The sequence below is a fragment of the Streptomyces achromogenes subsp. achromogenes genome, assembly GCF_000720835.1.
Classification (GTDB): domain Bacteria; phylum Actinomycetota; class Actinomycetes; order Streptomycetales; family Streptomycetaceae; genus Streptomyces; species Streptomyces achromogenes.
Genome location: NZ_JODT01000026.1, coordinates 45,593 through 71,607, shown reverse-complemented (window position 1 = coordinate 71,607; position 26,015 = coordinate 45,593). Strand labels below are relative to the sequence as shown.

Annotated in this window: 28 protein-coding genes; 14 read left to right on the top strand and 14 right to left on the bottom strand. The window is 69.7% G+C overall.

What is annotated here, in order from left to right; all coding sequences use genetic code 11:
- Positions 1-3 precede the first annotated feature (3 nt).
- Both IH25_RS0125605 and IH25_RS0125600 read right to left on the bottom strand, forming a co-directional pair.
- Positions 4-1,086 carry an inositol-3-phosphate synthase gene (locus IH25_RS0125605; RefSeq protein WP_030615128.1) on the bottom strand — a complete coding sequence of 361 codons (1,083 nt, stop codon included), beginning with the start codon at positions 1,084-1,086 and terminating at the stop codon, positions 4-6.
- A gap of 43 nt (positions 1,087-1,129) precedes the next feature.
- Positions 1,130-1,813 carry a PadR family transcriptional regulator gene (locus tag IH25_RS0125600; protein ID WP_030615125.1) on the bottom strand — a complete coding sequence of 228 codons (684 nt, stop codon included), beginning with the start codon at positions 1,811-1,813 and terminating at the stop codon, positions 1,130-1,132.
- 394 nt (positions 1,814-2,207) lie between these two features.
- Between IH25_RS0125600 and IH25_RS0125595 the strand changes: the two genes are divergently transcribed.
- Positions 2,208-4,886 (top strand): transglycosylase domain-containing protein, encoded by a 2,679-nt coding sequence (locus tag IH25_RS0125595; RefSeq protein ID WP_209445371.1) that lies wholly within the window; start codon positions 2,208-2,210, stop codon positions 4,884-4,886.
- A 144-nt stretch (positions 4,887-5,030) separates the two neighbouring features.
- On the top strand, positions 5,031-6,587 hold the full coding sequence (locus tag IH25_RS0125590) for a glycosyltransferase family 87 protein (RefSeq protein ID WP_030615119.1): 1,557 nt from the start codon (positions 5,031-5,033) through the stop codon (positions 6,585-6,587).
- A gap of 91 nt (positions 6,588-6,678) precedes the next feature.
- On the opposite strand, the gene IH25_RS0125585 is transcribed toward IH25_RS0125590, so the two are convergent.
- The 3 genes from IH25_RS0125585 to IH25_RS0125575 form a co-directional block, all read right to left on the bottom strand.
- Positions 6,679-7,710, bottom strand: coding sequence for an alanine racemase (locus tag IH25_RS0125585; RefSeq protein WP_030615117.1), 1,032 nt, complete (start codon positions 7,708-7,710; stop codon positions 6,679-6,681).
- An 83-nt stretch (positions 7,711-7,793) separates the two neighbouring features.
- A complete protein-coding gene (locus IH25_RS0125580) occupies positions 7,794-8,912 on the bottom strand; it encodes a lipid II:glycine glycyltransferase FemX (RefSeq protein ID WP_030615112.1) in 1,119 nt (372 codons plus the stop codon).
- Positions 8,913-9,030: 118 nt separating this feature from the next.
- On the bottom strand, positions 9,031-9,345 hold the full coding sequence (locus IH25_RS0125575) for a hypothetical protein (protein WP_030615110.1): 315 nt from the start codon (positions 9,343-9,345) through the stop codon (positions 9,031-9,033).
- A gap of 275 nt (positions 9,346-9,620) precedes the next feature.
- Between IH25_RS0125575 and rpsF the strand changes: the two genes are divergently transcribed.
- The 4 genes from rpsF to rplI all read left to right on the top strand — a co-directional run bounded on the left by rpsF (position 9,621) and on the right by rplI (position 11,350).
- A complete protein-coding gene (gene rpsF / locus IH25_RS0125570) occupies positions 9,621-9,911 on the top strand; it encodes a 30S ribosomal protein S6 (protein ID WP_014673750.1) in 291 nt (96 codons plus the stop codon).
- Positions 9,912-9,991: 80 nt separating this feature from the next.
- Positions 9,992-10,567 (top strand): single-stranded DNA-binding protein, encoded by a 576-nt coding sequence (locus tag IH25_RS0125565; protein WP_030615107.1) that lies wholly within the window; start codon positions 9,992-9,994, stop codon positions 10,565-10,567.
- An 81-nt stretch (positions 10,568-10,648) separates the two neighbouring features.
- Complete coding sequence (rpsR, locus tag IH25_RS0125560) at positions 10,649-10,885, top strand: 30S ribosomal protein S18 (protein ID WP_003949403.1); 237 nt, start codon at positions 10,649-10,651, stop codon at positions 10,883-10,885.
- Positions 10,886-10,903: 18 nt separating this feature from the next.
- The gene (gene rplI, locus IH25_RS0125555) at positions 10,904-11,350 is read left to right on the top strand and encodes a 50S ribosomal protein L9 (RefSeq protein WP_030615103.1); all 447 of its coding nucleotides are present in this window, start codon (positions 10,904-10,906) and stop codon (positions 11,348-11,350) included.
- 156 nt (positions 11,351-11,506) lie between these two features.
- On the opposite strand, the gene IH25_RS0125550 is transcribed toward rplI, so the two are convergent.
- Complete coding sequence (locus IH25_RS0125550) at positions 11,507-12,844, bottom strand: MATE family efflux transporter (protein ID WP_030615098.1); 1,338 nt, start codon at positions 12,842-12,844, stop codon at positions 11,507-11,509.
- A gap of 482 nt (positions 12,845-13,326) precedes the next feature.
- On the opposite strand from IH25_RS0125550, the gene dnaB reads away from it, so the two are divergent.
- From dnaB to IH25_RS0125535, 3 genes are all read left to right on the top strand, one after another.
- On the top strand, positions 13,327-14,805 hold the full coding sequence (gene dnaB / locus IH25_RS0125545; RefSeq protein WP_030615087.1) for a replicative DNA helicase: 1,479 nt from the start codon (positions 13,327-13,329) through the stop codon (positions 14,803-14,805).
- An 86-nt stretch (positions 14,806-14,891) separates the two neighbouring features.
- Positions 14,892-15,320: a VOC family protein gene (locus IH25_RS0125540; protein WP_030615084.1), complete on the top strand. Its 429-nt coding sequence runs from the start codon at positions 14,892-14,894 to the stop codon at positions 15,318-15,320.
- 107 nt (positions 15,321-15,427) lie between these two features.
- Positions 15,428-16,813: a serine hydrolase domain-containing protein gene (locus IH25_RS0125535; RefSeq protein WP_030615081.1), complete on the top strand. Its 1,386-nt coding sequence runs from the start codon at positions 15,428-15,430 to the stop codon at positions 16,811-16,813.
- Between the two features lie 69 nt (positions 16,814-16,882).
- Here IH25_RS0125535 and IH25_RS0125530 read toward each other — a convergent pair whose 3' ends face one another.
- Both IH25_RS0125530 and IH25_RS0125525 read right to left on the bottom strand, forming a co-directional pair.
- Positions 16,883-17,335 carry a GNAT family N-acetyltransferase gene (locus IH25_RS0125530; RefSeq protein ID WP_030615078.1) on the bottom strand — a complete coding sequence of 151 codons (453 nt, stop codon included), beginning with the start codon at positions 17,333-17,335 and terminating at the stop codon, positions 16,883-16,885.
- Positions 17,336-17,344: 9 nt separating this feature from the next.
- Entirely contained in the window at positions 17,345-17,803 is a 459-nt protein-coding gene (locus tag IH25_RS0125525; protein ID WP_030615075.1) for a MarR family winged helix-turn-helix transcriptional regulator, read from the bottom strand.
- Positions 17,804-17,946: 143 nt separating this feature from the next.
- Between IH25_RS0125525 and IH25_RS0125520 the strand changes: the two genes are divergently transcribed.
- Positions 17,947-19,155: an MFS transporter gene (locus tag IH25_RS0125520; RefSeq protein ID WP_030615072.1), complete on the top strand. Its 1,209-nt coding sequence runs from the start codon at positions 17,947-17,949 to the stop codon at positions 19,153-19,155.
- A gap of 112 nt (positions 19,156-19,267) precedes the next feature.
- Entirely contained in the window at positions 19,268-19,687 is a 420-nt protein-coding gene (locus IH25_RS0125515) for a GlcG/HbpS family heme-binding protein (RefSeq protein ID WP_030615069.1), read from the top strand.
- Positions 19,688-19,758: 71 nt separating this feature from the next.
- On the opposite strand, the gene IH25_RS0125510 is transcribed toward IH25_RS0125515, so the two are convergent.
- Complete coding sequence (locus IH25_RS0125510) at positions 19,759-20,625, bottom strand: GNAT family N-acetyltransferase (RefSeq protein WP_030615066.1); 867 nt, start codon at positions 20,623-20,625, stop codon at positions 19,759-19,761.
- 153 nt (positions 20,626-20,778) lie between these two features.
- Between IH25_RS0125510 and IH25_RS0125505 the strand changes: the two genes are divergently transcribed.
- Complete coding sequence (locus tag IH25_RS0125505; RefSeq protein WP_030615065.1) at positions 20,779-21,411, top strand: HAD family hydrolase; 633 nt, start codon at positions 20,779-20,781, stop codon at positions 21,409-21,411.
- Positions 21,412-21,429: 18 nt separating this feature from the next.
- Here the strand turns inward: IH25_RS0125505 and IH25_RS0125500 are convergent, their stop codons facing one another.
- From IH25_RS0125500 to IH25_RS0125480, 5 genes are all read right to left on the bottom strand, one after another.
- Positions 21,430-21,912, bottom strand: coding sequence for an NUDIX domain-containing protein (locus tag IH25_RS0125500; protein ID WP_030615062.1), 483 nt, complete (start codon positions 21,910-21,912; stop codon positions 21,430-21,432).
- Between the two features lie 87 nt (positions 21,913-21,999).
- Positions 22,000-22,905, bottom strand: a complete 906-nt coding sequence (locus IH25_RS0125495) for a LysR family transcriptional regulator (RefSeq protein ID WP_030615060.1) — start codon at positions 22,903-22,905, stop codon at positions 22,000-22,002.
- Between the two features lie 226 nt (positions 22,906-23,131).
- Positions 23,132-24,280 (bottom strand): cystathionine gamma-lyase, encoded by a 1,149-nt coding sequence (locus IH25_RS0125490; protein WP_030615058.1) that lies wholly within the window; start codon positions 24,278-24,280, stop codon positions 23,132-23,134.
- Complete coding sequence (locus tag IH25_RS0125485) at positions 24,277-24,768, bottom strand: low molecular weight protein-tyrosine-phosphatase (RefSeq protein ID WP_030615056.1); 492 nt, start codon at positions 24,766-24,768, stop codon at positions 24,277-24,279. The genes IH25_RS0125490 and IH25_RS0125485 overlap by 4 nt, the downstream gene beginning before the upstream one ends.
- A 7-nt stretch (positions 24,769-24,775) precedes the next feature.
- Positions 24,776-25,153, bottom strand: a complete 378-nt coding sequence (locus tag IH25_RS0125480) for a phage holin family protein (RefSeq protein WP_030615055.1) — start codon at positions 25,151-25,153, stop codon at positions 24,776-24,778.
- A 103-nt stretch (positions 25,154-25,256) separates the two neighbouring features.
- Here IH25_RS0125480 and IH25_RS0125475 point away from each other — a divergent pair, with 103 nt between their 5' ends.
- Positions 25,257-25,574 carry a cupin domain-containing protein gene (locus IH25_RS0125475; protein ID WP_030615054.1) on the top strand — a complete coding sequence of 106 codons (318 nt, stop codon included), beginning with the start codon at positions 25,257-25,259 and terminating at the stop codon, positions 25,572-25,574.
- A 133-nt stretch (positions 25,575-25,707) separates the two neighbouring features.
- Positions 25,708-25,920, top strand: coding sequence for a DUF5326 family protein (locus IH25_RS0125470; protein ID WP_030615053.1), 213 nt, complete (start codon positions 25,708-25,710; stop codon positions 25,918-25,920).
- The last annotated feature ends 95 nt before the right edge of the window (positions 25,921-26,015 follow it).

The window sequence follows — 26,015 nt, the reverse complement described above, 5'->3', positions numbered from 1 at the left end:
GCCTCAGCGCTCGACCTCGCCGCGGATGAACTTCTCGACGTTCTCGCGGGCCTCGTCGTCGAAGTACTGGACCGGCGGGGACTTCATGAAGTACGAGGAGGCCGACAGGATCGGGCCGCCGATGCCACGGTCCTTGGCGATCTTCGCGGCGCGCAGGGCGTCGATGATGACACCGGCGGAGTTCGGGGAGTCCCAGACCTCGAGCTTGTACTCCAGGTTCAGCGGGACGTCACCGAAGGCGCGGCCCTCGAGGCGGACGTAGGCCCACTTGCGGTCGTCCAGCCAGGCCACGTAGTCGGACGGGCCGATGTGGACGTTCTTCTCGCCGAGGTCCCGGTCGGGGATCTGGGAGGTGACGGCCTGCGTCTTGGAGATCTTCTTGGACTCCAGGCGCTCGCGCTCGAGCATGTTCTTGAAGTCCATGTTGCCGCCGACGTTCAGCTGCATCGTGCGGTCGAGGATGACACCGCGGTCCTCGAACAGCTTCGCCATGACGCGGTGCGTGATGGTCGCGCCGACCTGGGACTTGATGTCGTCACCGACGATCGGGACGCCCGCCTCGGTGAACTTGTCCGCCCACTCCTTGGTGCCGGCGATGAAGACCGGGAGGGCGTTGACGAAGGCGACCTTGGCGTCGATGGCGCACTGGGCGTAGAACTTCGCCGCGTCCTCGGAGCCCACGGGCAGGTAGCAGACCAGGACGTCGACCTGCTTGTCCTTCAGGACCTGGACGACGTCGACCGGCTCCTCGGCGGACTCCTCGATGGTCTCGCGGTAGTACTTGCCGAGACCGTCCAGGGTGTGGCCGCGCTGGACCGTGACACCGGTGCTGGGCACGTCGCAGATCTTGATGGTGTTGTTCTCGGAGGCGCCGATGGCGTCCGCCAGGTCCAGACCGACCTTCTTGGCGTCGACGTCGAACGCCGCGACGAACTCGACGTCGCGCACGTGGTAGTCACCGAACTGCACGTGCATCAGGCCGGGGACCTTGGACGCCGGGTCGGCGTCCTTGTAGTACTCGACTCCCTGCACCAGCGACGCGGCGCAGTTGCCCACGCCGACGATGGCTACGCGAACCGAACCCATTCCGGTTGCTCCCTGTGTGTACGAGTGAGGCCCTGACCGGGTCTCACGTGGCGGTGTCGTCGGGCGTATCCGTGCGGGGGGCCTCCCCGCGACGGGGCAGGCCGCCCGTCGATCCATTGGTGGTGTCCTGCTGAGCGGGCCCCCCGGATGCGGAACCCCTCAGGTCCCGCCCGGCCCGCTCGCTCTCGATGAGCTCGTTCAGCCAGCGCACTTCGCGCTCCACGGACTCCATCCCGTGGCGCTGGAGCTCAAGCGTGTAGTCGTCGAGGCGCTCCCGGGTGCGTGCCAGCGAGGCGCGCATCTTCTCCAGGCGCTCCTCCAGGCGGCTGCGCCGGCCCTCCAGGACGCGCATGCGCACATCGCGCGAGGTCTGCCCGAAGAAGGCGAACCGCGCGGCGAAGTGTTCGTCCTCGTAGGCGTCGGGGCCGGTCTGCGAGAGCAGCTCCTCGAAGTGTTCCTTGCCTTCCGCCGTCAGCCGGTAAACGATCTTGGCGCGGCGTCCGGCCAGGGGAGCGGCGAGGGCGTCGTCATGGGTGTTCCCGGGCTCCTCGATCAGCCAGCCGTTGGCGACCAGCGTCTTGAGGCAGGGGTAGAGCGTCCCGTAGCTGAACGCACGGAACACGCCCAGCGACGTGTTCAGCCGTTTGCGCAGCTCGTAGCCGTGCATCGGGGACTCCCGCAGCAGGCCGAGCACGGCGAACTCGAGGATGCCGGAGCGCCGGCTCATCGTCGCCTCCTCCCGGCCCGCGGGGTGGTCCCGCAGGTCTCGCAGTGCCTGTCAGCGCCTTATCTCACGCTGATGTATCGGTTCGATACATCACGACGATAGAACGGCTCGTCACATGCGACAAGGGGGGCGGCGGTGAACGGGATCACATCACCGATTCGTAGGAGGCAAGTTGCCTGTTTTGGGGTGAACTTCGGAGCTCGGTGCGTTTTGGCGATGCGTAGTCTGTGCGGCATGGACACCACCGGGAACCGCGTGACGCCTGGGGAGCGTCCTCGTCCCCGGTGCAGTACGGGTGAATGCGGGACCGACCACATCCGTACTCCGGGGGGACCGGAAACCAGCCGCCGTTCCAGGCGCGCACGGGTGCGCCTGCCCGAGGAGTAATCGTTCGATGAGCGAGCACCGTCGCAAACCGCCGCAGCCGCAGGGAGGCGGACGTGCCGCGGCCCGACGCGGCCAGTCCGGCTCGTCCTCCGGCCGCCGTGCGGCACCGCGAGGCGCCACCGGGTCTCCTGCCGACTCCTATGGGTTCCGCTCCCATGGGCCGGACTCCGCCGGCCCGGGCGGCGAGGAGCGCCCCTACGGCGGCCGGGCCGAGGCGCGCCGTGCGGCGCAGAGAGGCGGCCGGCGCAGAGGGGCCGACAACACGGGTCCGGGACGCGGCAGGGGCCGCGCGACGACGGCGCCCGGCAAGAAGCGGTTCATCGACTACCCCCGGGCCGGCAAGGACGGCTGGCGGCGCTGGGTACCGTCCTGGAAGCTGGTCAGCGGGCTGTTCGTCGGCTTCGTCGGCAGCCTCGTGGTGATGATCGGCGTCGGCTACGCGATGGTCGCGATCCCCAACGAGAACGACGCGGCGAAGTCGCAGAACAACGTCTACTACTGGTCCGACGGCACCCAGATGGTGGCCACGGGCACCGGCGTCAACCGGCAGAACGTCAGCATCGACCAGATCCCCGAGGCGATGCGGTGGGCGGTGATCTCCGCCGAGAACAAGTCTTTCTACGATGACTCCGGCGTCGACCCCATGGGCATCGCGCGCGCCATGGCCAACATGGCCCGGGGCGGTCAGACGCAGGGTGGCTCCACGATCACCCAGCAGTACGTGAAGAACACGTACCTGAGCCAGGAGCAGACCGTCACCCGCAAGTTCAAGGAGATGTTCATCTCCATCAAGGTGGGCACGAAGCTCGAAAAGAACCAGATTCTCCAGGGCTACCTGAACACCTCGTACTTCGGGCGGGGCGCGTACGGCATCCAGGCCGCGGCGCAGACCTACTACGGCAAGAACGCCGTCGACCTGAAGCCGAGCGAGTGCGCCGTCCTGGCCGCGCTGCTCAAGGGCCCGACGTACTACGACCCCGCGGGCAACCAGGACCTCGACAAGACGGCGACCCCGCAGGCCAACGAGAAGCGCTCCAAGGAGCGCTGGGCCTGGATCCTCGGCGAGATGCACAAGGACAAGCACCTCAGCGACGCCGCGTACAAGGAAGCCATCGCCCAGTACCCCAAGCCGGACGGCCGCAAGGCGACCAGGGGGATGACCGGCCAGGTCAGCTACCTGGTCGACACGGCGAAGAAGTACGTCCTCGCCCACTCCGACATCACGGAGGCGCAGTTCGACCGGGGTGGCTACCAGATCTACACGACCTTCGAGAAGGACAAGGTCAGCGCGCTGGCCAAGGCCGTGAAGAACGTGCAGAAGGAGAAGCTCGACCCGGAGCACCGGGAGCTGGACAAGTACGTCCAGTTCGGCGCGGCCTCGGTGAAGCCCAAGGACGGCGCGATCGTGGCGCTGTACGGCGGTGAGGGCTACGAGAACGGGCACTTCACCAACAACGCCGACACCTCGGGTGTCCCCGTGGGCTCGACCTGGAAGCCCTTCGTGCTCGCCGCGGCCATGGAGTACGGCACGTACAAGTCCGGCGGGCAGGGCGTCTCCCCGCTGAGCAAGTACAACGGCAACGACCACCTCAAGGTGCGCAAGCCGGACGGGACCTACTACCTCAACAAGGACAACTCCTACTTCTTCCAGAACAACGAGGGCCCCCGCCCTTGGGGGTACATCACCCTGCGCAAGGCGATGGAGCAGTCCATCAACACCCCCTTCGTCCAGCTCGGTGTCGACGTGGGGATGACCAAGGTGCGTGATGTCGCCCGGCGGGCCGGCATCCTCGACCAGAGCATGTCGCAGGACCTCAACCCGTCCTTCGCCATCGGTACCTCCACGCCCAGCGCGATCCGTATGGCCGATGCCTACGCGACCTTCGCCGCGTCCGGTCAGCAGACGGACCCGTACTCCGTGACGGCCGTCAAGTTCAACGGCACCGACGCGCCCAGCTTCGTCAAGCCGAAGCCCGCCCCCAAGGAGGCGATGGACCCCAACATCGCCAACAACGTCACGGACGTCCTGGAGAACGTCATCCAGAACGGCACCGCCACGAAGGCTCTCGCGCTCGGTCGCACGGCGGCGGGCAAGACCGGTACCACCGACGAGAACAAGTCGGCCTGGTTCGTCGGCTACACCCAGCAGCTGTCGACCTCGGTGGCGATGTTCCGTGAGAACCCCAAGGACCACAAGCTGCTGTCCATGAACGGCACCGCGAACACGGACTCGATCCACGGTGGTGACATCCCGACGCAGGTGTGGACCGACTACATGAAGGCGGCGCTCAAGGGCCAGAACGACCCGGGCTTCCCGAAGGCCACCCCGATCGGCACGGTCCAGGACCAGGCGGGAGCCCCCTCGCCGACCCCGAGCTTCACCCCCACCCCGAGCCGGACGCCGAGCGCCACACCGACCCCGACCCCCAGCAAGACGACGCCCACGCCGACCCCCTCGGCGAGCGAGACCTGCGGCTTCGGGTGGGGCGACAACTGCGGTGACAACGGCAACGCCAACGGCGGCGCCGACGGTGGCGGCAACGGCATCGGAGGCACGGACACGGGTGGTACCGACGGAGGCACCTTCCCGACGCCCACCGGCACGGAGACCACCGCCCCCGGAACCAGCCGGGGCAATGGCAACGGCAACGACGGCGGAGGCTGGTTCGCGGGCCAGGAGGGCTAGCCCGGTTCCGGCCGGTTGGCGCGGTACAGCCCGCCAGGAGCGTTTCACGTGAAACATGGGCCGTCGCACCCACGAGGTGCGGCGGCCCTCGGCGTGTTCCGGGACGGGTACGGCTTCCCGGACGGGTACGGCAGGATGTGCCCCATGCCCAGTGCAGAGACGACGCCCGCGAGCCAGCACGAGCCCGAGCCCGTGCGGCCCGGCACGGCAGAACAGGTGCCGCCGACCAGGGAGGACGAGGTCGCCGCCGCCGGCAGCGAGCTGATCGGCGGCCCCCTGGGACGACGCGCCCTGCCCGGGTTCTCCTGGTGGACCCCGGTACGGATCGTGGCGCTCGTGGCCATCGGCATGTTCGCCCTCGGTCTGGTCCAGAAGGCACCCTGCTACCACAACGCCTGGTTCTTCGGCGCGAGCAGCCAGTACACCCACGCCTGCTACTCGGACATCCCGCACCTCTACCAGGGCCGCGGATTCGCCGACGATCTCGTGCCGTACTTCGACAAGCTCCCCGGCGACATGGACTACCTCGAATACCCGGTGCTCACCGGTGTGTTCATGGAGGTGGCCTCCTGGCTGACCCCGCACAGCGGCTCCCTCCAGCACCAGGAACGGTGGTACTGGTTCGTCAACGCCGGGATGCTGATGGCGTGCACCGCCGTCATCGCCGTCACCGTGGCCCGGACCCACCGCCGACGCCCCTGGGACGCCCTGCTGGTCGCCCTGGCGCCCGCCTTCGCCCTGACCGCGACCATCAACTGGGACCTGCTCGCCGTGGCGCTGACGGCCGCCGCGATGCTGATGTGGTCGCGGGGCCGGGCCCTCGCCTTCGGTGTCCTGCTGGGCCTCGCCACGGCCGCCAAGCTGTATCCCTTCCTGCTGCTCGGCCCCTTGCTGGTGCTGTGCTGGCGGGCCGGGAAGTGGCGCGCGTTCTTCCAGGCCCTGGCGGGCGCGGTGGGTGCCTGGCTGGTGGTGAACCTGCCGGTGATGCTCACCCACGACGCGTCGGGCTTCCACATCCGCGAGGGCTGGGCGAAGTTCTACACCTTCAGCAAGGAGCGCGGCGTCGACTTCGGCTCCTTCTGGCTGATCTGGGCCCAGAACTCCAGCGACCCGCCCACCACCGGCTTCATCAACAACGCGGCCACCGTGCTGGTGGCGCTGTGCTTCCTCGGCATCGCCGCGCTGACGTTCACCGCCCCGCGCCGGCCGCGCTTCGCCCAGCTCGCCTTCCTGATGGTGGCCGCCTTCGTCCTCACCAACAAGGTCTACTCGCCGCAGTACGTCCTGTGGCTGGTACCGCTGGCGGTCCTGGCCCGGCCCAAGTGGCGGGACTTCCTGATCTGGCAGGCGTGCGAGGTGGCGTACTTCCTGGGCATCTGGATGTACCTCGCCTACACGACCAGCGGCGACGCCCACAAGGGACTGCCGACCCAGGGCTACCACTGGGCGATCGTGGTGCACCTGCTGGGCACGCTGTACCTGTGTGCCGTCGTCGTGCGGGACATCCTCATGCCCGAGCGGGACGTGGCGCGCCGGTCCGGGGACGACGATCCCTCGGGCGGGGTGCTCGACGGGGCACCGGATGCCTTCGCGCTCGGCGCCGCGGCGGCCGGCCCGCCCGGGCAGGACGCCCGGTTCGGAGCACCGCCGGTGGACTGGGGCCGTCCCGGCGCACCGTCCCCCGACGACCGCCCGCTCTGAGAGCACCGCGCACCCCGACGGCGGGGTGCGGGCACGCGGAAGGCCGTACCCGGAAACTCCGGATACGGCCTTCCCGCTGTCGTGACCCGGCTCAGCGGTCCACGATGCGGTCGAACTGGGTCGTGGTGTGCCGCAGGTGGGCCACCAGCTCGTCGCCCACATGGGGCTCGGGGGCGTCCGAGGGCACGAACAGGATCGACACCTGCATGTGCGGCGGCTCGGCGAACCAGCGCTGCTTGCCGCCCCAGACGAACGGGGAGAGGTTCCGGTTGACCGTGGCCAGACCGGCCCGGGCGACGCCCTTGGCGCGCGGCATGACGCCGTGCAGGGCCTTCGGGGCCTCCAGGCCCACCCCGTGCGACGTACCGCCCGCCACGACCACCAGGTAGCCGTCGGAGGCCGCCTTCTGCTGCCGGTAGCCGAACCGGTCGCCCTTCGCCACGCGCGTGACGTCCAGGACCGCGCCGCGGTACTCGGTGGCCTCGTGGTCCCCCAGCCACAGCCGCGTGCCGATACGGGCGCGGAACCGGGTCTGCGGGAACTGCTGCTGGAGGCGGATCAGCTCCTCCGCCTTGAGGTGGCTGACGAACATCGTGTGCAGCGGCAGCCGGGCCGCGCGCAGCCGGTCCATCCAGCCGATGACCTCCTCGACGGCGTCCGAGCCGTCGGTGCGGTCCAGCGGCAGGTGGATGGCGAAGCCCTCCAGCCGGACGTTCTCTATGGCCTGGTGCAGCTGCGGCAGGTCCTGCTCGCTGACGCCGTGCCGCTTCATCGAGGACATCACCTCGATGACGACACGGGCGCCCACCAGGCCGTAGACGCCGTCGACGGACGACACCGAGCGGATCACCCGGTCGGGCAGCGGGACGGGCTCCTCGCCGCGCCGGTACGGCGTCAGCACCAGCAGGTCACCGCCGAAGAAGTCCTTGATGCGCGCGGCCTCGTACGTGGTGCCTACGGCGAGCAGGTCGGCGCCGAGCCGAGTGGCCTCCTCCGACAGCCGTTCGTGTCCGAAGCCGTAGCCGTTGCCCTTGCAGACCGGGACGAGCCCTGGGAACTGCTCCTGCACGTGCTTGTGGTGCGCCCGCCAGCGCGCGGTGTCGACGTAGAGCGTGAGCGCCATGGCCGGACCCGGGACCTTTCTCGTGGCTGGGGTGAATCAGAGAGGGAAAAGCTGTGAAGGCTATGGAATCAAACGCCGGCGGCTCAGCGGCGCGACATGTAGATGTCGAGCGCCTTGTGGAGCAGCTTGTTCAGCGGGAAGTCCCATTCGCCGAGGTACTCGGCGGCCTGACCGCCGGTGCCCACCTTGAACTGGATCAGACCGAAGAGGTGGTCGGTCTCGTCCAGGGAGTCGGAGATACCGCGCAGGTCGTAGACGGTGGCGCCCATCGCGTAGGCGTCGCGCAGCATCCGCCACTGCATCGCGTTCGACGGCCGGACCTCGCGTCCGATGTTGTCGGAGGCGCCGTAGGAGTACCAGACGTGCCCGCCGACGATCAGCATCGTCGCCGCGGAGAGGTTCACGCCGTTGTGGCGCGCGAAGTACAGCCGCATGCGGTTGGGGTCCTCGGTGTTGAGGGCGGTCCACATGCGCTGGAAGTACGACAGCGGGCGCGGCCGGAACTGGTCCCGGACGGCCGTGATCTCGTACAGCCGCTGCCACTCGGGCAGGTCCTGGTAACCGCCCTGGACGACCTCGACGCCCGCCTTCTCGGCCTTCTTGATGTTGCGGCGCCACAGCTGGTTGAAGTTCTTGTGGACTTCTTCCAGGGAGCGGTTGGCCAGCGGCACCTGGTAGACGTACCGGGGCTGCACGTCACCGAAGCCGGCGCCGCCGTCCTCGCCCTGCTGCCAGCCCATGCGGCGCAGCTTGTCGGCCACCTCGAAGGCACGCGGCTCGATGTAGTCGGCCTGCAGGTCGCGCAGCCGCTTGACGTCCGGGTCCTGGATGCCCCGCTTGATCGTGTCGGCGTTCCAGCGGCGGATGATGACCGGCGGGCCCATCTTCACGGAGAAGGCGCCCTGCTGCTTCAGGTGCGCCAGCATCGGCTGGATCCAGTCGTCCAGGTTCGGCGCGTACCAGTTGATGACCGGGCCCTCGGGCAGGTAGGCGAGGTAACGCTTGATCTTGGGCAGCTGGCGGTAGAGGACCAGGCCGACGCCGACCAGGTGACCGCTCTTGTCGAACCAGCCGAGGTTCTCCGAGCGCCACTCCGCCTTGACATCGGCCCAGGCCGGGACCTGCATGTGGCTCGCCGCCGGCAGGCTCTGGATGAAGGCCAGATGCTGCTCGCGACTGATGGTCCTCAGGGTCAGGGTCATTCGGGGCGCTCCTCGGGCTGGTGTGTCCCCATGGGTTCAGGGGCTCCGGCTCTCGCGCCGAAGCCTACTGCGCCTCGCGAGCGCCCCGACTGGGCATACGGGCCTGAAGGCCGGGGAGTCAGCCGACGACACCTCCGAACAGACCACCGTGCGCCATGCCGATCAGGAAGCCGACCCCCGCGGCACCGAGGCCCAGGATGAGGCCGAACCGCTGCCGCGTGGTCACCGAGATCCACTGTCCGTACACGCCGGTGCACAGCGCCACCAGGCCCGCCCACGAGGTCAGCAGGTGGAGGCTGTGGAAGAAGGCGGTGATGAAGGACAGCACGCCCAGGGCGAGCGTCACCGCCATCAGGGCGTCCTGCAGCGGATGAGGCTTGCCGTCCGAGGCGAAGAGGGAACCGGCGGTGTTGGGTTGCAATGCCTGTGCCATGGGCACCTCCTGCGGAAGGCGGCGCATCGTAGCGCCGTACGCACCCGTTGTGTACAGATTGTCCGGCCCGACGGCCGGATTTCAACCGGAAGCGCGTGTGCGGGTAGTCTGTACCCTCTGCACTGGTGTCTGCCCAGACCTGTCCAGGTCACACCGACCGGCTCCCCTGAGGGGAACCCCGCTTGTCAGTGGCGGCCGATACCGTTGCGTACGCATCACAACCCTCCTGCCACGGAACGACCGTGGCCGCTGAGTCCAAAGGAGGTGGGTTCCACATGCGTCACTACGAGGTGATGGTCATCCTCGACCCCGATCTCGAGGAGCGCGCTGTCTCCCCGCTGATCGAGAACTTCCTGTCTGTCGTCCGTGACGGCGGCGGCAAGGTTGAGAAGGTCGACACCTGGGGCCGTCGTCGTCTCGCCTACGAGATCAAGAAGAAGCCCGAGGGCATCTACTCGGTCATCGACCTGCAGGCCGAGCCTGCGGTCGTCAAGGAGCTCGACCGCCAGATGAACCTGAACGAGTCGGTCCTCCGGACCAAGGTCCTCCGTCCCGAGACCCACTGAGCCCCGCGCTCAGCTGATCCCGGGATTCGAGTAGCAGCAACCAAGCAGCCAGAGCAGCAAACCCGCCGAGAGGTTCCCCCATGGCAGGCGAGACCGTCATCACGGTCATCGGCAATCTTGTCGACGACCCCGAGCTGCGCTTCACCCCGTCCGGTGCGGCGGTCGCGAAGTTCCGTGTCGCGTCCACTCCCCGCACCTTCGACCGCCAGACGAACGAGTGGAAGGACGGCGAAAGCCTCTTCCTGACCTGCTCGGTCTGGCGCCAGGCGGCGGAGAACGTCGCCGAGTCGCTCCAGCGAGGCATGCGCGTCATCGTGCAGGGCCGGCTGAAGCAGCGGTCCTACGAGGACCGCGAGGGCGTCAAGCGCACGGTCTACGAGCTGGACGTCGACGAGGTCGGCCCCAGCCTGCGCAACGCCACGGCCAAGGTCACCAAGACCGCCGGTGGCGGTGCCCGCGGTGGCCAGCAGGGCGGTTACGGCGGCGGTGGCGGCCAGGGCGGCGGCTGGGGCGGTGGCCCCGGTGGCGGTCAGGGCGGCGCTCCGGCCGACGACCCGTGGGCGACCGGCGCTCCCGCCGGTGGCAACCAGGGTGGCGGCGGCTGGGGCGGCGGCTCCGGCGGCGGTGGCGGCTACTCGGACGAACCCCCCTTCTAAGCCTTCGGGCCAGGCCTTCCGGGCCGGTCCGGGCCGAGGGTGGGTCGTACCCCCACTTCTTGATCACACAGGAGAATCACCATGGCGAAGCCGCCTGTGCGCAAGCCGAAGAAGAAGGTCTGCGCTTTCTGCAAGGACAAGGTCACGTACGTGGACTACAAGGACACGAACATGCTGCGGAAGTTCATTTCCGACCGCGGCAAGATCCGTGCCCGCCGCGTGACCGGCAACTGCACGCAGCACCAGCGTGACGTCGCCACGGCCGTCAAGAACAGCCGTGAGATGGCGCTGCTGCCCTACACCTCCACCGCGCGATAAGGGAAGGGTGACCGACTCATGAAGATCATCCTCACCCACGAGGTCTCCGGCCTCGGTGCCGCGGGCGACGTCGTCGACGTCAAGGACGGTTACGCTCGCAACTACCTGATCCCGCGGAAGTTCGCTATCCGCTGGACCAAGGGTGGCGAGAAGGACGTCGAGCAGATCCGCCGCGCCCGTAAGATCCACGAGATCCAGACCATCGAGCAGGCCAACCAGGTCAAGGCCCAGCTCGAGGGCGTCAAGGTCCGCCTGGCCGTCCGCTCCGGCGACTCCGGCCGTCTCTTCGGTTCCGTCACCCCGGCCGACATCGCGTCCGCGATCAAGGCGTCCGGTGGCCCCGAGGTCGACAAGCGCCGCATCGAGCTGGGCGCTCCGATCAAGACCCTGGGCGCCCACGAGACGTCCGTGCGTCTGCACCCCGAGGTTGCCGCCAAGGTCAGCATCGAGGTCGTCGCGGCCTGATCGCCGCGTGATCGCAACGCTCGCTTGAGCCGTTGAGAGGGGCCGCATCCGTGAAGGATGCGGCCCCTTTCGCATGACCGCGCGGACCATGGCAGGAGCGGTCACCGCGGCATGTTTCACGTGAAACGGACCACGACCGGGAGCGGGGCGCAGCAGTCAGCGGGTCGCGCCCGTCACGATCCAGCGGCCCGAGCGGGTGCGCAGCCACAGCGTCAGCATGCGGACCGTCATCATCAGGGCCATCGCCGCCCAGACCGCGGTGAGCCCGCCGCCGAGCGTGGGCACCAGCAAGGCCACCGGTGCGAAGATCACCAGGGTGACGACCATGGCACCGGCCAGATAGGGGCCGTCTCCCGCGCCCATCAGGACTCCGTCCAGGACGAAGACGATTCCGCAGACCGGCTGCGCGAGCGCCACGAGCAGCAGGGCCGGCAGCGCGGCGTCCTTCACCCCGGAGTCGCTGGTGAACAGCGGCAGGAAGAGTGGCCGCGAGATCACCACGAGCACGCCCAGGACGACACCGGTCGCGATGCCCCACTGGACCATGCGGCGACAGGCCTGGCGGGCCCCCTGGGCGTCGTCCGCACCGAGATAGCGGCCGATGATGGCCTGCCCCGCGATCGCTATCGCGTCGAGCGCGAAGGACAGCAGGTTCCACAGGGAGAGGACGATCTGGTGCGCGGCGATGTCGGCGTCCCCGAGGCGAGCCGCGACCGCCGTGGCGATCATGGTCATCGCCCGCAGGGAGAGCGTACGGACCAGGAGGGGTACGCCGGCCTGGGCCGAGGCGCGGATGCCGGCGGCGTCGGGCCGGAGGGAGGCGCCGTGCCGGCGGGCCCCGCGGACGACCACCGTCAGATACACGGCGGCCATGCCGCACTGCGCGATGACCGTGCCCCAGGCCGAGCCGGCGATGCCGAGTCCGGCGCCATAGACGAGTCCGGCGTTGAGGGCGGCGTTGGTGACGAAGCCGGCGACGGCGACGTAGAGCGGGGTCCTGGTGTCGTGCAGGCCGCGCAGTACCCCGGTGGCGGCCAGGACGATGAGCATCGGGGGGATGCCCAGCGCGGAGATCCGCAGATAACTGGTGGCGTAGGGGGCCGCGGTGGACGAGGCGCCGAAGAGCTCGACGATACCGGGGGCCAGCGGCAGGAAGACGGCGATGACGGCGATGCCGAGCAGCAGGGCCAGCCAGATGCCGTCCATGCCCTGCCGGAGCGCCGCCGGGAGATCGCCGGCGCCCACTCGACGGGCCACCGCGGCGGTGGTGGCGTAGGCGAGGAAGACGAAGACGCTCACGGCGGTGGTGAGGAGCGCCGAGGCGACGCCGAGACCGGCCAGTTGGGCGGTCCCGAGATGGCCGACGATCGCACTGTCGGCCATGACGAAAAGGGGCTCGGCGACGAGGGCACCGAAGGCCGGCACGGCCAGCGCGACGATTTCTCGGTCGTGCCGCCGTCGGGTGGCCTGGGGTATGTCTGGAGCCTCTGTCATGCGCATCAATCTAATCGTCCACAGGTAAGCGATGCAACCGCATTACACTCCTTACCTTTCCTCTCGGGCCGTGTCGTTTCGGGCACCGTTCGAAGCGATCTTGGCCCGAGTGGGGAAGTTTTTCTTCTGCACAGCCGGTGGATCACAAAGGTGCAGGTCAGGGGTGCGATGCCGGAAAGATCGAGGGCTTGTTCACAGGGCTGTCCACCGGGTCGTGCACAGGTTTCGGTGAGTTCTCCACAGCATCGGGCCCGTCGTCCACATGGCCTGTGGATAACCAGATTGGCTGACGGTGCCGACGGGCCTACCGTGGTGCGGCGCCCGCTCCTTCGCGCGGCCCGGCGAGTGACCCTCGTCCGGCCCGGGAACCGTCACAAATCCGACGCGCGAGAACCGGAGTCGGGCTTCTCGATTTGTCAGTGTCGTGCCGTACAAAAGAGGCCACGGCGAGGTCCGCCGTGCGGACGGGAGGAGGTGGCTCGGTGAGTATTTCCGAGCCCTTGGACGATCCGTGGGCCGAGAGCGGACCCAGCGATCGTCTGCCGGCCTCCCGCCGGCGGGGTGACGGCGGCCGGGGCCGCGACGAGCAGCACGACCGGGGCCGGGAGTCCGGCTCCTGGGACGGCGGAGCCTCCTCCTTCGAGCGGGTACCGCCGCAGGATCTGGACGCCGAGCAGTCGGTGCTGGGCGGCATGCTGCTGTCCAAGGACGCCATCGCCGACGTTGTGGAGATCCTCAAGGGCCACGACTTCTACAAGCCCGCGCACGAGACGATCTACCAGGCCATCCTGGACGTCTACGCCAAGGGCGAGCCGGCGGACCCGATCACCATCGCCGCCGAGCTGACCAAGCGCGGCGAGATCAACAAGGTCGGCGGCGCCGCGTACCTGCACAGCCTCGTCCAGACCGTTCCGACGGCGGCCAACGCCGAGTACTACGCGGAGATCGTCCACGAGCGGGCCGTCCTGCGCCGCCTGGTCGAAGCCGGTACCCGCATCACACAGATGGGGTACGCGGCCGACGGCGACGTGGACGAGATCGTCAACCGCGCCCAGGCCGAGATCTACGCCGTCACCGAGCAGCGCACCAGCGAGGACTACCTCCCGCTCGGCGACATCATGGAGGGCGCCCTCGACGAGATCGAGGCGATCGGCTCGCGCAGCGGCGAGATGACGGGCGTGCCCACCGGGTTCACCGACTTCGACTCCCTCACGAACGGCCTCCACCCCGGGCAGATGATCGTCATCGCGGCCCGGCCCGCCATGGGTAAGTCGACGCTCGCACTCGACTTCGCCCGGGCGGCGTCCATCAAGCACAACCTGCCGAGCGTGATCTTCTCGCTCGAAATGGGCCGCAACGAGATCGCGATGCGTCTGCTGTCAGCCGAGGCCCGCGTCGCCCTGCACCACATGCGGTCCGGCACGATGACGGATGAGGACTGGACGCGGCTCGCCCGCCGGATGCCGGACGTGTCGGCCGCCCCGCTCTACATCGACGACTCCCCGAACCTGTCGATGATGGAGATCCGTGCCAAGTGCCGGCGCCTGAAACAGCGCAACGACCTGAAGCTCGTCGTCATCGACTACCTCCAGCTGATGCAGTCCGGCGGCTCCAAGCGCGCCGAGAGCCGTCAGCAGGAGGTCTCGGACATGTCCCGTAACCTCAAGCTGCTCGCCAAGGAGCTGGAGATCCCGGTCATCGCGCTGTCCCAGCTGAACCGTGGCCCCGAGCAGCGCACCGACAAGAAGCCGATGGTCTCCGACCTGCGTGAGTCCGGCTCCATCGAGCAGGACGCCGACATGGTCATCCTGCTGCACCGAGAGGACGCCTACGAGAAGGAGTCCCCGCGCGCGGGCGAGGCGGACCTGATCGTCGCCAAGCACCGAAACGGCCCCACAGCCACCATCACGGTCGCCTTCCAGGGCCACTACTCCCGCTTCGTGGACATGGCCCAGACCTGAGGTCCTCCCGACGCGCGAGTCCTCGGCCCGGGAGACGATGACGCTCCAGGGTTCCGGTGCACCGTACGCGCCACTAGGGTGAGCCGATGGTGTCGATCAAGCAGTTTCAGGTCACCTTCGACTGCGCGGAACCGGAGCGCCTCGCCCGTTTCTGGTGCGAGGTGCTGGGGTATGTCGTGCCCCCACCGCCGGAGGGGGTCACCAGCTGGGACGAGTTCAACCGCTCGCTGCCGCCGGAGGACCAGGGGTCGCGGTTCGCCTGCGTGGATCCCTCCGGCGTGGGTCCGCGCCTGTTCTTCCAGCGCGTGCCCGAAGGCAAGGTCGTCAAGAACCGGGTGCATCTTTGCGTGCGGGTCGGCACCGGCCTCGTGGGTGAAGAACGCCTCGCCGCGCTCGAAGCCGAGTGCGCACGACTGGTCCCGCTGGGGGCGGTACGCCAGCGACTGCTGTACGACGGCCACGATTCGTGCATCGTGATGCAGGACATCGAGGGCAACGAGTTCTGTCTGGACTGAGGGGCCCACGAACGTGACGAGCCGTACGACGGCAGGTGGCGCCACAGCGGCCCGGGCACGAGCAAATGGATTCGACGGCCGCCGCGGCGCCGGGGTGGACTGGGCGCATGACGACACCTCAGGAATCCCTGCTGCCGGGCACCCGGCGCGCGCTGCTGCACCGGATCGCCGTCGCGCAGGCCGAGGGACGGGCTCCGTCGCTGGTCGCCGCCGTCGTACGGGACGGCAGGGCCGTGTGGCACGGGGCGCGCACCTCGGTGGACGGACACGGACCGGACGAGACGGTGCAGTACCGGATCGGATCCATCACCAAGACCTTCACCGCCGTGCTGGTGCTGCGGCTGCGCGACGAGGGTCTGCTCGACCTCGGTGATCCGCTGGAGAAGCATCTGCCGGGCACGGGGGTGGGGGAGGCGACCATCGCGGAGCTGCTCGCCCACACGGCGGGCCTGGCGGCCGAATCACCCGCGCCCTGGTGGGAGCGGACGCCCGGCTCACTGCGGCCCGAACTGAGCGATGTGCTCGGCGAGCAGCCCCTGCTGCATCCCGCCGGACGCCGGCACCACTACTCCAACCCGGGCTACGCCCTGCTCGGCGCCCTGGTGGAGGAGGTGCGCGGCGCCTCGTGGGAGGAGGTGCTGCGCGAGGAGATTCTGGAGCCGCTCGGCCTGCACCGCACGAGTACGCAGCCGCAGGCTCCGCACGCGGGCGGCTGGGCCGTGCACCCGTGGGCCGACGCGATGCTGCCCGAGCCGCTGGAGGACCTGGGCCGGATGGCGCCGGCCGGCCAGCTCTGGTCGACCACCGGGGACCTGGCGCGGTTCGCCGCGTTCCTGGCCCGCGGAGACGACCGGGTCCTCGGCGCGCGGTCGGTGGCGGAGATGCGGACGCCCGCGGCACCGGCCGAGAGCGCTGACGTGGTGGATGGGGTCACGTACGGCCTCGGGCTGCAGATCCAGCACCGGGACGGCCGGTTGCTCGTCGGGCACTCCGGTTCGCTGCCGGGCTTCCTGGCGAGTCTCACCCTCAGCGTGGCGGACGATGTGGCCGCGGTGGTGCTCACCAACTGCACCAGCGGACCGCTGCCGGGTGCCGTGGCGGCGGACCTGGTGCGGATCGTCGCCGAGGCGGAACCCCGCTTCCCCGAACCCTGGCGGCCCCTGCGCGAAGTCGATCCGGCGGTGCTGGAGCTGGTGGGGCAGTGGTACTGGGGGACGCACGCCTTCGGCCTGCGCGCGACCGCCGACGGGCTGCTCTCCCTGGCACCGCTGACCGGGAGAGGCCGCAGGGCCCGCTTCCGCGCGAACGGTGACGGTACCTGGACCGGGCTGGAGGGCTACTACGCCGGCGAGCTGCTGCGGCCGGTGCGGCGCCCGGACGGATCCGTGAGCCATCTCGACCTCGGCTCGTTTGTGTTCACTCGGCAGCCGTACGACCCCGAGGCCGCGGTGCCCGGGGGCGTCGATGCCCAGGGGTGGCGGGGCATCGGCTGATCCACGCCGGCCAGGGGTGTGTTTCACGTGAAACACACCCTTCGGCCGTCGCGGCGCACCGGAGGGCGGTCAGAGCCGCAGTTTGAAGCCCTCGTGCGAGGCCGTGAAGCCCAGCCGTTCGTAGAAGCGGTGGGCGTCGGTACGTGTCTTGTCGGACGTCAGCTGCACCATCCGGCAGCCGAGCCGCCGGGAGGTGTCGATCGCCCACTCGATCAGCTTGCTGCCCAGCCCGCTGCCCCGTTCGTCGGCGTGGATGCGCACGGCCTCGATGAGGGCGCGGGTGGCTCCCCGGTGCGAGAGTCCGGGGATGGTCGTGAGTTGCAGGGTGCCGATGACGCGGCCTTCGCGCACGGCGACGACGAGGTGCTGGTTCGGGTCGGCGGCCAGGCGCGCCAGCGCGGTCCGGTAGGGCGTCAGGTCGTCCGGTGACTCGCGCTGGGCTCCGAGCGGATCATCGGCGAGCATCGCGACGATCGCCGGAAGGTCGTCGGCGGTCGCGGCGCGTATCTCGAGATCTCCCATGCGCGCACCCTATGCGGGCACGTTCAGCGACTCCACCACCCGCACCAGCGGAGCCAGTTCGGGGCTCTTCGCGGCATCGTCCAGGGCCTCACGCAGGGCGGCGTCATTGGTGGGCCGCGCCTCTTCCAGCAGGCGCAGGCCCGCTTCGGTGACGTTGGTGTAGATGCCTCGCCGGTCGGTGGGGCAGAGGTAGCGCTCCAGCAGGCCGCGGTCCTCCAGCCGGCTCACCAGGCGGGTGGTGGCGCTCTGGCTGAGTACGACCGCGTCGGCGACCTGCTTCATCTGCAGATGTCCGCCTTCGCCGGCGTGCTGCCTGCTGAGCACGTCCAGCAGCGAGTACTCGCGCACGCTCAGATCGTGCTGGGCCTGCAAGGCGCGTTCGATGTGCGCCTCGATCCTTCCGTGCAGCGCAGAGAGGGCGCACCAGCCCTGAGCCAGGGCGGTGAGCGCTGGGTCCGTCGCTGTCATTGGCGTTTCCTCCGTCCGGGAGCGGCTTCCCACCAGAGTAGAGCACCGGTGCAATAGTGGGCGCTTGCACTTAGCCAGCGTCTGCAACTATTGTGGACGCACGCTAAGCGCTCCTGCAATCGTTTGGGAAGGTGTACCCCCACATGCCTCTCGCGCTTCTGGCCCTCGCGATCGGGGCCTTCGGAATCGGAACGACCGAGTTCGTGATCATGGGCTTGCTGCCCGAGGTCGCGAGCGATTTCGGGGTCTCCATCCCCACGGCGGGCCTGCTCGTGACCGGCTACGCCCTCGGTGTGGTCATCGGAGCCCCGATCATGACGGTGCTCGGCACCAAGGTCCCGCGCAAGCGCATGCTGATGCTGCTGATGGGCCTCTTCATCGCCGGCAACCTGCTCTCCGCGGTGGCCCCGGCCTTCGCGATCATGCTCCTCGGGCGGGTGATCGCCTCCCTCGCCCACGGCGCCTTCTTCGGCATCGGGTCGGTCGTCGCGGCCGAGCTGGTCGCACCGGACAAGAAGGCCGGAGCCATCGCCATGATGTTCACCGGCCTGACCGTCGCCAATGTCGTCGGCGTCCCGCTGGGCACGCTCATCGGTCAGAGCGTCGGCTGGCGCGTCACCTTCGGCATCGTCGCCGCGCTCGGCGTCGTCGGTCTCGCCGGTATCGCCAAGCTCGTGCCCGAGCTGCCCCGCCCGCAAGGCGTGCGGCTGCGCCACGAGCTGGCCGCCTTCAAGAACGCCCAGGTCCTGCTCGCCATGGCGATGACCGTCCTCGGCTTCGGCGGTGTCTTCGCGGCCATCACCTACATCGCGCCGATGATGACCCACATCGCTGGATTCTCCGACGGATCGGTCACCTGGCTGCTGGTCCTGTTCGGCCTCGGCATGGTCGGCGGCAACCTCGTCGGCGGCAAGTTCGCCGACCGCGCCCTGATGCCGATGCTGTACATCTCCCTGGGCGCCCTGGCCGTCGTCCTGGCGCTCTTCACGCTCACCGCCCACAACAAGGTCGCGGCAGCGGTCACCATCGCGCTGATCGGCGCCCTGGGCTTCGCCACCGTGCCGCCGCTGCAGAAGCGCGTCCTCGACCAGGCGCACGGGGCCCCGACGCTCGCGTCCGCCGTGAACATCGGCGCCTTCAACCTGGGCAACGCCCTGTCCGCCTGGCTCGGCGGTGTCGTGATCGCGGCCGGCTTCGGCTACACGTCCCCCAACTGGGTCGGTGCCGCCCTCGCCGCTGCCGCGCTGCTCCTCGCCTTCCTCTCGGCCGCCCTGGAGCGCCGGGACGGCACGCACGGCACCGTGGTCGCCTCCGGGGCGCCGGCCGAGCGCCGGACCGCCGTCCACCACTGAGCGGACCGCACTCCGGACGCCTCACCCCCCCGTAATCCCCCAGACGCCCGTACCGGGGCTCCGTCCCGGTACGGCAAGCACCAACACCAGCACCATCCAAGGAGACAGCTCCATGAGCACCACCACCGTCGCCCCGCTCACCACCGAGGACGCCGAGCTGCTCGTCGCCACGGCCCGCCGGGCGGCAGAGGACGCCGGAGTCACCGTCAGCGTCACCGTCCTGGACGCCGGCGGCCACCTGCTCGCCTTCCGCCGGGACGACCGGGCCGTGCTGATCTCCGGCGAGACCAGCACCCGCAAGGCCTACACGGCCCTCCAGCTGAACGCGCCCACCGCCGACCTCGTCGACGCCGTCCAGCCCGGCGGCCTCTTCCACACCCTGCCCACCGCTCTCGACCGGCCCCTGCTGTTCATCGCGGGCGGTGTCCCCGTCCGCCGGGACGGCCGGCTGATCGGCGCCATCGGTGTCGGCGGGGGTGCGCCGGAGCAGGACCACGGGTTCGCCACCGCGGCCGTGGAGGCACTCGCCTGATCCGGCGGCCGACCTCGTGACGCCGGCCCCGCCGCACCGAGCGGCGGGGCCGGCGCACGCCCGTACGCGGGTCAGCCCGCGGCGACGGTCAGGGGTGCGAACCGCCGGGTCCAGTCGCCCGGCAGGTCCGCGATGCCGTAGGTCATCACCGAGTTGAAGGCCACGGAGGCCAGCCCCCGCTCCTTGGCCCAGGCCAGCAGCTCCTCGTGGCGCACGTCGATGTCGGTGCGCAGGGGGCGTTCGGTGCGGGCCGCCAGCGAGGCGATGAGCGCCTTGGCGGTCTCGGTGTCCCGGGCGATCAGCGGGCCCACGACATGGGTGTCCATGTTGGGCCAGGCGGCGGTGTAGCCGATGAGCCGGCCGGCCTCCTCGGCGACCCGCAGCTGATCGGCGAAGGCGGGCAACCGGGTGATGAGAGGTGTGCGATCGGTGCCGAACACCTCCTCGTCGAGGCGCACGATCGCCGGGAGGTCCTCCGCGGTGGCGGCACGCGTGACGACCGCGGACTCCGGGCCGCCGGGAATGAAGCGGCCCAGCAGCATCTCGGCCCGGCCCGTCACCTTGAAGCCCAGCTCCTCGTAGAGGGGCCGGCCGTTGGGGGTGGCGTGCAGGGTCAGCGGGGTGGTCCCCATGGCCGAGACGATGTGCCGCATCAAACGGCGGCCGACTCCTTGACGGGCATGGCGCTCGGCCACGAGGACCATGCCGATGGCACCGAGATCCGGCCGCCCCCACCCGCCGTACTCCGTGACGACGCACGCGGCGACCAGACCGCCCTCGGGGTCGTCGATGCCGTATCCCTTCCCGGCGGTGAGGAGGAAGCCCCACTTGTGTTCCTCGCGTGGCCACCCCCGGTCTTCGGACAGGTCGGCGCAGGCGGTGAGATCGCGAAGCGTCAGACGGCGGATGGGCAGAGGGGTGAGGGAAGGAGTTGGCACGCAGGTCAGGCTGTCCGAACGGCGCCCCCGCCGTCCACCTGTTTCGATGCAGACGCACGTGCTTTTGGCCACCTCATGGCCATCCGTACAACCCTCGGACAGCTGTGCGGTGTTTCACGTGAAACATGGCACGGCCTTACTAGCCTCGGCGGCATGACCAGACTTCATCTGTTCGACATGGACGGCACGTTGCTGCACGGGTCCACCGCTCCGCTGGAGATATCCCGCCAGTTGGGCCTGGAAAGCGAGACGGTGGCCCTGGAGCGCGCGATCGCGGACGGGCGGATCGGCCCGCCGGAGTACGCCGCGCAGGTGTACGACCTATGGGCGGGCCTGACCGAAGCGCATGTGCGGGCCGCGTTCGAGGCGGCTCCCTGGCTGGCCCGGATCCGCGAGGTGTGGGCGCGGATCAGGAGCGTGGGCGAATACTGCGCGGTGGTGTCCCTCTCGCCCTCCTTCTTCGTCGAACGCCTCCTGGACTGGGGTGCTCACGCGGCCCATGGCTCCCGTTTCCCGGCCATACCGTTCACCGAGCCCGTCGACCCGGCCGGGGTGCTCAGCGCCGCCGCCAAGGTGGTCATCGCGGAACGGCTCTGCGCGGAATTCGGCGTGACCCGCGCGGACTGCGTGGCGTACGGCGACTCGGCATCGGACAAGGACCTGTTCGCCGCGGTGCCGGTGTCCGTGGCGGTCAACGCCGACGCCCATGTGGCCGGCCTCGCCACCCACTCCTACTCGGGCCTGGACCTGTGGGAAGCCTATGAACTGGTGGGACCGGCGCGGTAGCTCCCGGACCGACCGGGATCACCCGAGATCGGGGGCGTGCATGGCTCGCACTCCCTCGATGTTCCCGTCCAGGTAGTGGCGCAGGGACAGCGGGACGAGATGGACGGAGGCGATGCCGACGCGGGTGAACGGGATGCGGACGATCTCGTACTCGCCGGCCGGCTCCTCCACTTCGGGGCCGTGTCGCAGGGACGGGTCCATGGACTCGAGCCGGCAGACGAAGAAGTGCTGCACCTTCACGCCGGTCGCGCCGCCGTCCTCCCCGATGTGCTCCACCGTGTCCACGAAGCACGGCACCACATCGGTGATCTTGGCGCCCAGTTCCTCGTACACCTCCCGGTGCAGGGCGTCCACGACGGTCGAGTCCCCGGGTTCGACCCCGCCACCGGGAGTGACCCAGTAGGGATCGACGCCGGGCTTGGTGCGCTTGATCAGGATCAGGTCGTCACCGTCCAGGAGAACGGCACGCGCGGTGCGCTTGACCACGGGTCGGACGGTCATGGGAGAAATGTGGCCCCGCTGGTTCCACGTGAAACATCGCAAAGCGCCACGGCCCGACCGCTGTGCGTGCACCCCACCCGGGCGGCCTCAGCACCAGGCCGCGGCCGCACGCTGGAGCCACGCGTGGGCCCGTGCGACATGGGGCAGGGCGAGCGTCCCGGTCCGCACCACCAGGAAGTATGTGCGCAACGGCGGCACCACCGGGTCGAGCAGGGGGACGACCGTGCCTTGGTCCAGGGCGTGCGCGCACAGATAGCGGGGCAGCACCGCCAGCCCGGCCCCGGCGATCGCGCAGGAGAGCACCGCCCGCAGATCCGGGGCGATCACCGTGCCCGTGGCGGTTGGGGCGCAGTCGAAGACGGAAGCCCAGTAGCGCGAGACGAACGGCAGCGACTCGTGGACCTCGACCACGGGCAGGTCTTCCAGGGCCGAAGCGCCCTTCAGCCGTACGGTGTCCGCACCGATCCGCTCCGCCCAGCGCGGGGCCGCGACCAGCACATGCTCCTCGTCGCACAGCGCAGTGGCGGACAGCAGGGCCCCGCGCGGCCGGGTCGTGCTGATGGCCACGTCGTGCCGGCCGCAGGCCAGCCCGTCCAGCGTCTCCTCGGCCGTGCCGAAGGAGACGCGCAGCGTGAAGCCCTGCCCGTCCTCGCCGGTCAGCCCGGTGAGGACGGGCAGCGCGCGTTCGGTGGTGAACTCCGGAGGGCCGGCCAGGTACAGCGTTCGCGACGAGGCGTCGTCGTCCAGGCCGCTCTCGGCTATCTCCACCAGGGCATCGAGGTGCGGTGCGGCCCGGTGCGCGAGTTCGTCACCGATGGTCGTCGGGGTCACTCCCCGCGCCTGGCGGAGAAAGAGCGGCCTGCCGAGCTGGCGCTCCAGCGTGCGGATCTGCGAGGTGACGGCCGGCTGGGAGAGCCCGAGCAGAGCGGCGGCGCGGGTGAAGGAGCCGGCCCTGTGCACGGTGACGAAGGTCCGCAGCAAGGCCAGATCCATGGCGTGCCCTCCCTGTCCCTGCCCTCCTCGCCCTTCCGCCGGCCGCCAGGCAGGAACCAACTATAAATATGTCGATACGCCCCTGTCGCTACCGTGATTGGACACTGACGCAGAGTCAACTAGCCTTGTCCGGGCGGTCTTTCCACCCGGGCCGCAGACGGTCCGAGCCACGAGGGGGGGAGGCTCGGACCGTCCTGGAAACGGCGGCCGGCCACCGCGGAAGGAGCTACTCGGCGGACTCGTCCAAGGCGCGCAGGACGTCGGCCACCAGGTCCTCCGGGTCCTCCGCGCCGACGGACATCCGGACGAAGCCCTCCGGGACGTCGTCCCCGCCCCAGCGGCGGCGGCGCTCGGCCGTGGACCGCACCCCGCCGAAGCTCGTCGCGTCCTCCACCAGGCGCAGGGCCGCGAGAAAACGCTCGGCACGCGCGCGCGTGGGCAGCGTGAAGGACACGACACAGCCGTAACGGCGCATCTGCCGCGCCGCGACCGGGTGCGAAGGGTCGTCGGGCAGGCCCGGGTAGCGCAGACCGGAGACCTCGGGCCGCTGCCGCAGTGCCTCGGCGACCGCGAGGGCGGTGGCGTTCTGCCGGTCGACGCGCAGCTGGAGCGTGGCGATGGACCGGTGCGCGAGCCAGGCCTCCATGGGCCCGGAGATCGCGCCGACGATCTTGCGCCAGCGGCGTACGGCGGCCATCGCCTCGGCGTCGCGGCCGGCCACGTAGCCCAGCAGGACATCACCGTGCCCGGTGAGCTGCTTGGTGCCGCTGGCCACGGAGAAATCGGCGCCCAGCTCCAGCGGGCGCTGACCGAGCGGGGTGGCGAGGGTGTTGTCCACGGCGACCAGCGCGCCACGGGCGTGTGCCGCATCGGCCAGCCGCCGGATGTCGCAGACGTCGAGCCCGGGGTTCGACGGCGACTCGATCCACAGCAGCCGCGCCCCGTCCAGCAGCTCCAGCTGGGCGTCGCCGCCGGTCGGCGCGGTGCGCACCTCGATGCCGTAGGCCTCCAGCTGGGCGCGGACCAGCGGCAGCACCTGGTAGCCGTCGGAGGGCAGCACGACCGCGTCGCCGGCGCGCAGCTGCGAGAACAGCACGGAGGAGATCGCCGCCATGCCGGAGGCGAACACCAGCGTCTCGACGTCCTCCCGCCCCGGCGCCTCCAGCTCGCCTATGGCCCGCTCCAGCAGGGTCCAGGTCGGATTGTCGTCACGGCCGTACGCGTACGGTCCCGTCACCTCACCGGGCAGGTGGAAGTGCGCCGCGAACACCGGGCCGGGCAGGGTCGGCTCGTGCTTGACCGGTTCGGGCAGTCCCGCCCGTACCGCGCGCGTGCCGTCGCCCGTGCGGCCCTCGTCCTTCGTGCCCTCGCTCATGCGGCCCGTCCTTCCAGTTCGTCCTGTACGGCGGCGAGCAGCCCGGTGCTCGCCGCCTCCACCATCTCAAGGCACTCCTCGAAGCCGTCCCGGCCCCCGTAGTACGGGTCGGGTACGTCGAGGTCGGGGCCGGCACCGGGGTCGTAGGAACGCAGCAGGCGGATCTTGCGGGCGTCCTCCTCGGTGGGCGCGAGATGGCGCAGGGCCCTGAGGTGGCCGGTGTCGAGGGCTATCACGAGGTCGAGCCGGGCGAACCACGACGGCAGGAACCGGCGGGCCGTGTGCTCGCTGTCGTAGCCGTGTTCCGCCAGGACCGAGACGGTGCGCGGGTCGGCCGGCTCCCCCTCGTGCCAGCCGTCGGTGCCGGCGCTGTCGACCACCACCAGATCCTCCAGGCCGGCCTCCGCCACGCGCGCGCGGAAGACGGATTCGGCCATCGGGGAGCGGCAGATGTTGCCGGTGCACACGAAACAGACGCGGTAGGTCATGGCGCGCTCAGTCCTCGTCGGGCAGGACGACGTGCAGCGCCCAGGAGACGACGGAGACGATCAGGCCGCCGAGCACGGCCGTCCAGAAGCCCTCCACGTGGAAGCTGAGGTCGAGCTTGCCGCACACCCAGGAGGTCAGCAGCAGCATCAGCGCGTTCACGACCAGGGTGATCAGCCCGAGGGTCAGGATGAACAGCGGGAAGGTGAGTACCTTCACGACCGGCTTGACCAGCCAGTTGACCAAGCCGAAGATCAATGCGACGGCGATCAGCGTGCCGGTCTTCTTGGCGGTGCTGTCACCGGTCAGAGTGATCTTGTCGAGCGCCCATACCGCGACCGCCAGGGCGCCCGCGTTGGCGATCGTCTTGACTAGGAAATTCCTCATGTGTCTGATCGTGGCAGACCAGGCGGGACCCGGCCGGACGGCGGCGAGCGGGACCGCGAGGAGCAGGGCGACGGCGAGCAGTGAAGCGAGGACGGCAGCGGCGATGAAGGCATTCCGGCTGGATGATCTGGAGGCGGAGCGCGCCGCCAACGAGGGGGCCTATCTGCAGTTCCTGCGTGAGCGGAACATGTCGGTCGGTCTGTACGCCCTCGACGCGGGCGAGCACGACCCGCAGAAGCCGCACAACCAGGACGAGGTGTACTTCGTCGTCAGCGGCCGGGCCTCGCTCACGGTCGGCCTGGAGACGACGCAGGTGGCGCGGGGCAGCGTCGTGTACGTGCCCGCCGGGGTCCCGCACAAGTTCCACCACATCAGCGAGGACCTCAGGGTGCTCGTCGTGTTCTCTCCGCCCGAGGCGTGAGCCGGGTTCTCCGGGTTCCCTAGGGGACGGATCAGGGCAGGACAAGGGATGCCGGGCCCCCGCTCGGGCCCTTCGCGGCCCTAGCATCGAGTGCGTACGAAAGACAACGCACGAGAGCGCAAAGGACGAGGCGATGCGAGAGATCTTCGCGGGGCTGCCGTGGTGGGTGAAGTGGGTCGCGGTGCCGGTCATCGCCCTGGTCGTGTTCGGGGGCCTGATAGCGAGTGTCGTCGGGTTCGTGATCGGCCTGCTGTTCAAGGCGCTGGTCTTCGTCGCCCTGGTCGGCGGCCTGATCTACATCGTGCGGAAGTTCACCGGCAACTCCTCGTCGCGCAGCGGGTGGTGAGGCACCCGGTCATCGGTCAGCGGTGACAGGGGCGGTTCCCTCGGGGGAGGGAAGTTTCGGTCCGGAGCGGTTCCGGCGCGGTGGCGGACGGTTAA